This window comes from Candidatus Schekmanbacteria bacterium, assembly GCA_003695725.1.
GTDB lineage: Bacteria > Schekmanbacteria > GWA2-38-11 > GWA2-38-11 > J061 > J061.
This window is the reverse complement of the sequence record RFHX01000122.1, coordinates 1-5174: the sequence shown is the minus strand read 5'-3', so window position 1 is coordinate 5174 and position 5174 is coordinate 1. Positions and strand designations below refer to the sequence as shown.

General features: G+C 33.1%; 5 protein-coding genes. 1 reads left to right on the top strand and 4 read right to left on the bottom strand.

What is annotated here, in order from left to right; all coding sequences use genetic code 11:
* On the top strand, nucleotides 1–720 hold a 720-nt coding region (locus D6734_04900; GenBank protein RMF95800.1), incomplete at its 5' end, for a hypothetical protein.
* Nucleotide 721: 1 nt separating this feature from the next.
* Here D6734_04900 and D6734_04895 read toward each other — a convergent pair.
* From D6734_04895 to D6734_04880, 4 genes are all read right to left on the bottom strand, one after another.
* Entirely contained in the window at nucleotides 722–2392 is a 1671-nt protein-coding gene (locus D6734_04895; protein ID RMF95799.1) for a hypothetical protein, read from the bottom strand.
* The gene (locus D6734_04890) at nucleotides 2382–3596 is read right to left on the bottom strand and encodes a 4Fe-4S dicluster domain-containing protein (GenBank protein RMF95798.1); all 1215 of its coding nucleotides are present in this window, start codon (nucleotides 3594–3596) and stop codon (nucleotides 2382–2384) included. Before D6734_04890 ends, D6734_04895 begins: the two co-directional genes overlap by 11 nt.
* Nucleotides 3597–3703: 107 nt before the next feature.
* Complete coding sequence (locus tag D6734_04885) at nucleotides 3704–4702, bottom strand: glycosyltransferase (GenBank protein ID RMF95797.1); 999 nt, start codon at nucleotides 4700–4702, stop codon at nucleotides 3704–3706.
* Nucleotides 4703–4708: 6 nt separating this feature from the next.
* On the bottom strand, nucleotides 4709–5174 hold a 466-nt coding region (locus D6734_04880), incomplete at its 5' end, for a hypothetical protein (GenBank protein ID RMF95796.1).

Below are 5174 nucleotides of genomic sequence, written 5' to 3'. Positions count from 1 at the left end.
GTATTCCGCCTGTCAGTACCTATTGAAAAAGCAAATACAGATTATAGAATAGATGTAAAGTATTTCACACAAAAAACAATTCCTGAAAGAAAAAACTTAATTTCAAAATTTTACTGTCTGACATATTCCATAGCAAAGTTTTTAGCCCGTCGAAACTTGCCTGATATAACAGTTGAAGCAAATATAACAGATGAACAAGGAAGCGTTTTTGCTAATAAAGGGTTTCAAAGAATTGAACTGAAAGAAGCTTCTGAAATCTCCTTATTTCACAAGAAATTTTATGTACCCCCCTATTCCAAAACAATAAATGTAGTTTTTAGAATTCAAAGTAATTTTCACTCGATCCATATAAAGGATATTAAGATTTATCCTGATGATTTATCCAAATATGTATATCAGGAAGATAAATCAATAAATGAAATCAACAGAAAAATTAGAGCATTTTATTCAAAAGAATTATCACCGGAATCATTGATCAAAAAATCGGATGAGGTACTTTCAAATAGATTAGGCAAAGAATCTGCAGATTATTTGAGTTTTTTGCTGACAAAATTGCAAATGCATCGGCTCGACATTAAAAGATCAGCAAATAAACTTTTATTCGCAAATAAAGAGATCAAAGAATATCTAAGTCGTCTAAAGGAGTTGGAAAAAGATATTTCATTTACATTGCTATTGAGCAACGAAAAAAGCTCGATGGAAGGGTATGACATTCCTTAATCTAAATAATCTCTTTACCATTTACAGCAAATTTGACCAGATCACCTTTGAAATCATATTTTCTTACTACTACTGACCTTTTTGAAACAGACAAATTAGACATCAGTAAATCACTCTCAATCGTTATTGGATTGATAGATAAATCGCCATTTATAAAGTATCTTGACGAAGGAACATAGATATCAGATGACTTATCGGCCAAAAACAATATACCAATATTTTCAGGATTTGAAACCTCATCTCTTACTATTAAAAAATTTTCTTCCGTTGATATCTCTCTATTAAATGAAATAGATGAATCATTATAGGATGTTATCAATTTATCCCTCAATTTCTCTTTCATAAAAAGTCCTACCCTCTCACTTCTTCCTGCAGTAAGCTGAAAAATGCGGAGTGCAATATTCTTTTCGGGGCTCATAGTATTACTTTTAAGCATTCTACACTTACCTGATGTTTCTATTTTACCACTCGATTCTATACATTTGAAATCGTTATTCAAAACTCCTGATGAAAATGCCTCACCATTCTTATCTATTCCCATAATTCCACTATCGATAAGGGATTTCTCATTGGACTTAAATACCGCTTTGAATGTACCACCTTTCTTCAAATTCGTTATTAAATAATAATGCCTGTTGCTATATACTTTGATCCCACAATCGTCAAAATATTCATCAAATATCTCTTCATAGGGCAGATGAGACGCATTTAGAAAAGATTCTTCTTCTAAATATGCCTGTAAATATGTATATGCAATATAGGAGAGATATCTGTCGTCAAAATTATAGAGTGACACCATTCTTTCATCTTTGATGGCTTTTCTTATAAATTCTTTTATGGCTGAGGCTCGGGCATTTTTTCCTGAAATAATTTCAAATCCATGAGGAATAAGATATTCTGTATTTCTACTTGAAAAAATTCCTCCTGCTGAAAAATCAGGAAAAAGAAAATAGGAAATAAAATCAACTGCCTTGTTTATGACATCTGCCAAATCCTTTAGAGGATTTTTTTGGAAGTATTTACTCAAATAATCAATCATTAGCGATAAGTAGCCAATGTCAGGGCCTCCATATTCATCAAACCATCCTTCTCCTTTCTGATTGCGGCAAATAAACTCTATCTTTTCTTCAGATGCTTCCTTATATTTTGTTTTACCTGTAAGGAGATACACATTGTATAGAGCAATTGCCGCTCCTGATTGTTGATTCAAAACTCTTCCTTCATCCTTATTTATTAAGAATTCGGCTGTTTTAATTATCTCCTCCTCAGGATATGATTCGTCATCAAGGAATTTTTTCACTAAAAGGAAATATTCTGTAACAGCATAAAGCGTAAATGCTGATGCGACAAAACTGCTTTCATTTGGATACCATTCATTAAATGAGCCATTTTTATTTTGAATTTTTTTCCAAAACTCGATTGCTGCACGACTATAGGCCAATATATTATTATTTTTTCTATAAACATTCAGTTCATTGTCTATGAGATAAAGCAATAGTAAAGTTAAACAGCTTTCCTGACATCTTGCCGCAGGAGTATCACAAATATTATAATGCCAATACTGTCTGTCAAAGCATCCATATGTTTTCGACATAACATTTCTATCCTGCAAACCCAAAAGTCGCGGTGTTTGCTTCAATACGGACATCAAATAGGCATTCTTACTTTCCAATACTTTTTCTCCTCAACAATCTCGATGTTATCCTAAAAAGAGAAAATGGCAAAATTCTAAAAATATTTATAAAAAGATTTCTCCACCTGTAAAAGATTAAAAAATACTTGTCGAAAGAAGATAAAGTCATTTCTAAAAGTGATGATGGATAATTATTAAACTTCGGATATTCTTCATTTGCTACTGCAATCCGTTTCAATGCGCCTCTTTTTTTGAAGTCTATTACAAATTTATGGGAATCAACTATCATTTCCGCATTTGCCTCTTCTATAACCAATTCTGCACCTTCAAGAATACTTTGCGCCTCTTTATTTCTAACTATAACCGAATTCCAACCCTCACCAGTTTTTTTATACCACGCATCTCCAAAAGAGATATCCGATAATTCTGCAGAATAATCAGGACAAGTCGAACATCTTTTAGGCAAAAAGAGATAATTCAAAAGGCTGTAATCCTCTTTACTTACGAACTTTCTATTACCCTTTGTATCCTCAACAAGGAATCCTCCCGGCCATCTGCCTGAACGATAATAAATGTTTTCAATATCATTTCTCATCATCCCTAATTTTCTTATCAGAAAGAATGTTGCCTCTCTTTCCATATTAAAACCGCAAAACAAACCGATATGAAGTATTATTTTATCTCTTAGCGGTGAAATGGCTTCCTCTGCTTTTCTCAATCCATGTAAGTGACAGGGAAGGCCCACTACAGCTGCTTTATCATCATCTTTCATCTCTCTTAAAAGTTTGTTCAACATCACCGGTTGATACTTCGATTGTCTACTGTCTTCAACATCTTCAATGTTTCTTGACAAATAAGGATATGCCGCAAAGGGATATTTGTTATCGATTTTAACGGTAAATGCACAATTTATCAGATTCTCCTTGAATAAATATTTCAGAAGAGCTGAAACTCCTCCTCCTGAAGCAGAAAACTGAGCATCTTTTTTGTCTATACTTCTTGCTGACAATACTTTGAAAAAAAAACCGAGATAGGGATTGAAATCTGATTCTTCATCTTCACAATATGGAGGAAAGTCAACTAACATGCCGGGACAGACTTTTTTGCATAAACCGCATCCTGTACATTCCTCTCTGTTTAGAACTATTGGAAATCCTCTATCATCTTCTCTAATTATCCCTTCAGGACATACGCCTTCACAAGTGCCGCATCTTGCGCACAAAGCATCTGGAATTACTTTCATTCTATTTTTATCATTTCCACTAATAAATAGGTCTCCTTTTCCCAAAATTCATAATTACACTCAATATTACTTTTGTATAATAAGGCAAGAACTATTGGACAAAATTATCAGCTGTCTCTTTTGAGGATTTCCTTTACAAAATTCTCTCCACTTTCATCTTTTGAATTCTTTACTGTTATTACTTCCGCAAGAAGACCAATCGAAATAAATTGAATACCTACAATGATTAAAAGTACGCCAAGAGACAACAGAGGTCTGTCTCTTAATTCCCATGCTTTTACTCCGTAAATTAAAAAGAGTATATGTCTTACCAAGAGGACAAAATTAGTAATAAATCCTGCTGCTGCTACTAAAAGTCCAATGCTTCCAAAAAAGTGAAGTGGTTTCCACCGGTATCTTGTAAGAAGGATAACCGTAAGCATATCCAAAAAACCTCTTGTAAACCTTTCAATTCCATATTTTGAAAAACCATATTTTCTTGCATTATGCTTTACAACTACTTCGCCTGTTTTATACCCTAATCTCTCGGCAAGGACAGGGATATATCTATGAAGCTCTCCATAGATTGAAATATTATCAATAACCTCCCTTCGATAGGCCTTGAATCCACAGTTGAAATCGTGAAGCTTGATTCCTGTTATGAAGGAAACAAACCAGTTGAATATTCTCGAAGGAATCACTTTTGTCAAAGGATCATTCCTTCTTTTTTTCCATCCAGAAACAAGGTCATATCCTTCATTTAGTTTTTTCAAAAAAAGTGGAATCTCCGAAGGTTCGTCCTGTAAATCAGCATCCATTGTGAATACAATATCACCTGACGCAAGTTTAAATCCTGCCGACAGAGCCCAAGCTTTTCCCACATTCTTTCTAAGTTTTGCCACTATGACAGACTTGTCTCTTCTAAATATTTCCAGCAGTTTTTCATAAGATGAATCAGTGCTTCCATCGTCTATAAATATTATTTCATAATCAGCAGAAAGTTTTTTAAGAACATCTGAAAGTTTTTCATAAAGTTCATTGATACTTTCCTCTTCATTGAAAAGAGGAATAACCACAGAAATCTTTTTGTCCTTTATATATTCAACTTCTTCCACTTTTTCTCTCATTGAATATTATCTCTGGATTACTCTTTGTTTTTTTTCATTGTCATATTCAATTTCAAGAATGAAATAACCGGGTTTAATTGTGATATTCCATTCACAAACGACAGACTTTCTCAACTTTTCATTCTTTCGGATTATTTTGTTTATATTGTATAAAAATCTCGGATACGATGTAATTATATAAGAGGGCCTCTCATTATAAATATAATTTTCTATGCCTCTTTTATCATATTGATAAATATGCCTCAAAGAAAAGATCAAATAATTCGGGTAAAGAAGTATCCAGTCAACATTTTTCCAAGACAGTCCTGCACGAAGTGCAATATTTGGATCACCACCTGTACACTTAGCAAGAAGTACTTTTTCATTGGGAGATACATTATTTTTCATCCAGCTTATCAAATTTTCACTTTTTTTATAAAAAACAGGAAAAATCCTTTGATTTCCATAAACAATGACAGCAAAGGTTGTAAAG

Coding starts and splice junctions, on each gene's coding strand:
- D6734_04890 (RMF95798.1), bottom strand. CDS start 3,596: ATGAAAGTAATTCCAGATGCTTTGTGCGCAAGATGCGGCACTTGTGAA.
- D6734_04885 (RMF95797.1), bottom strand. CDS start 4,702: ATGAGAGAAAAAGTGGAAGAAGTTGAATATATAAAGGACAAAAAGATT.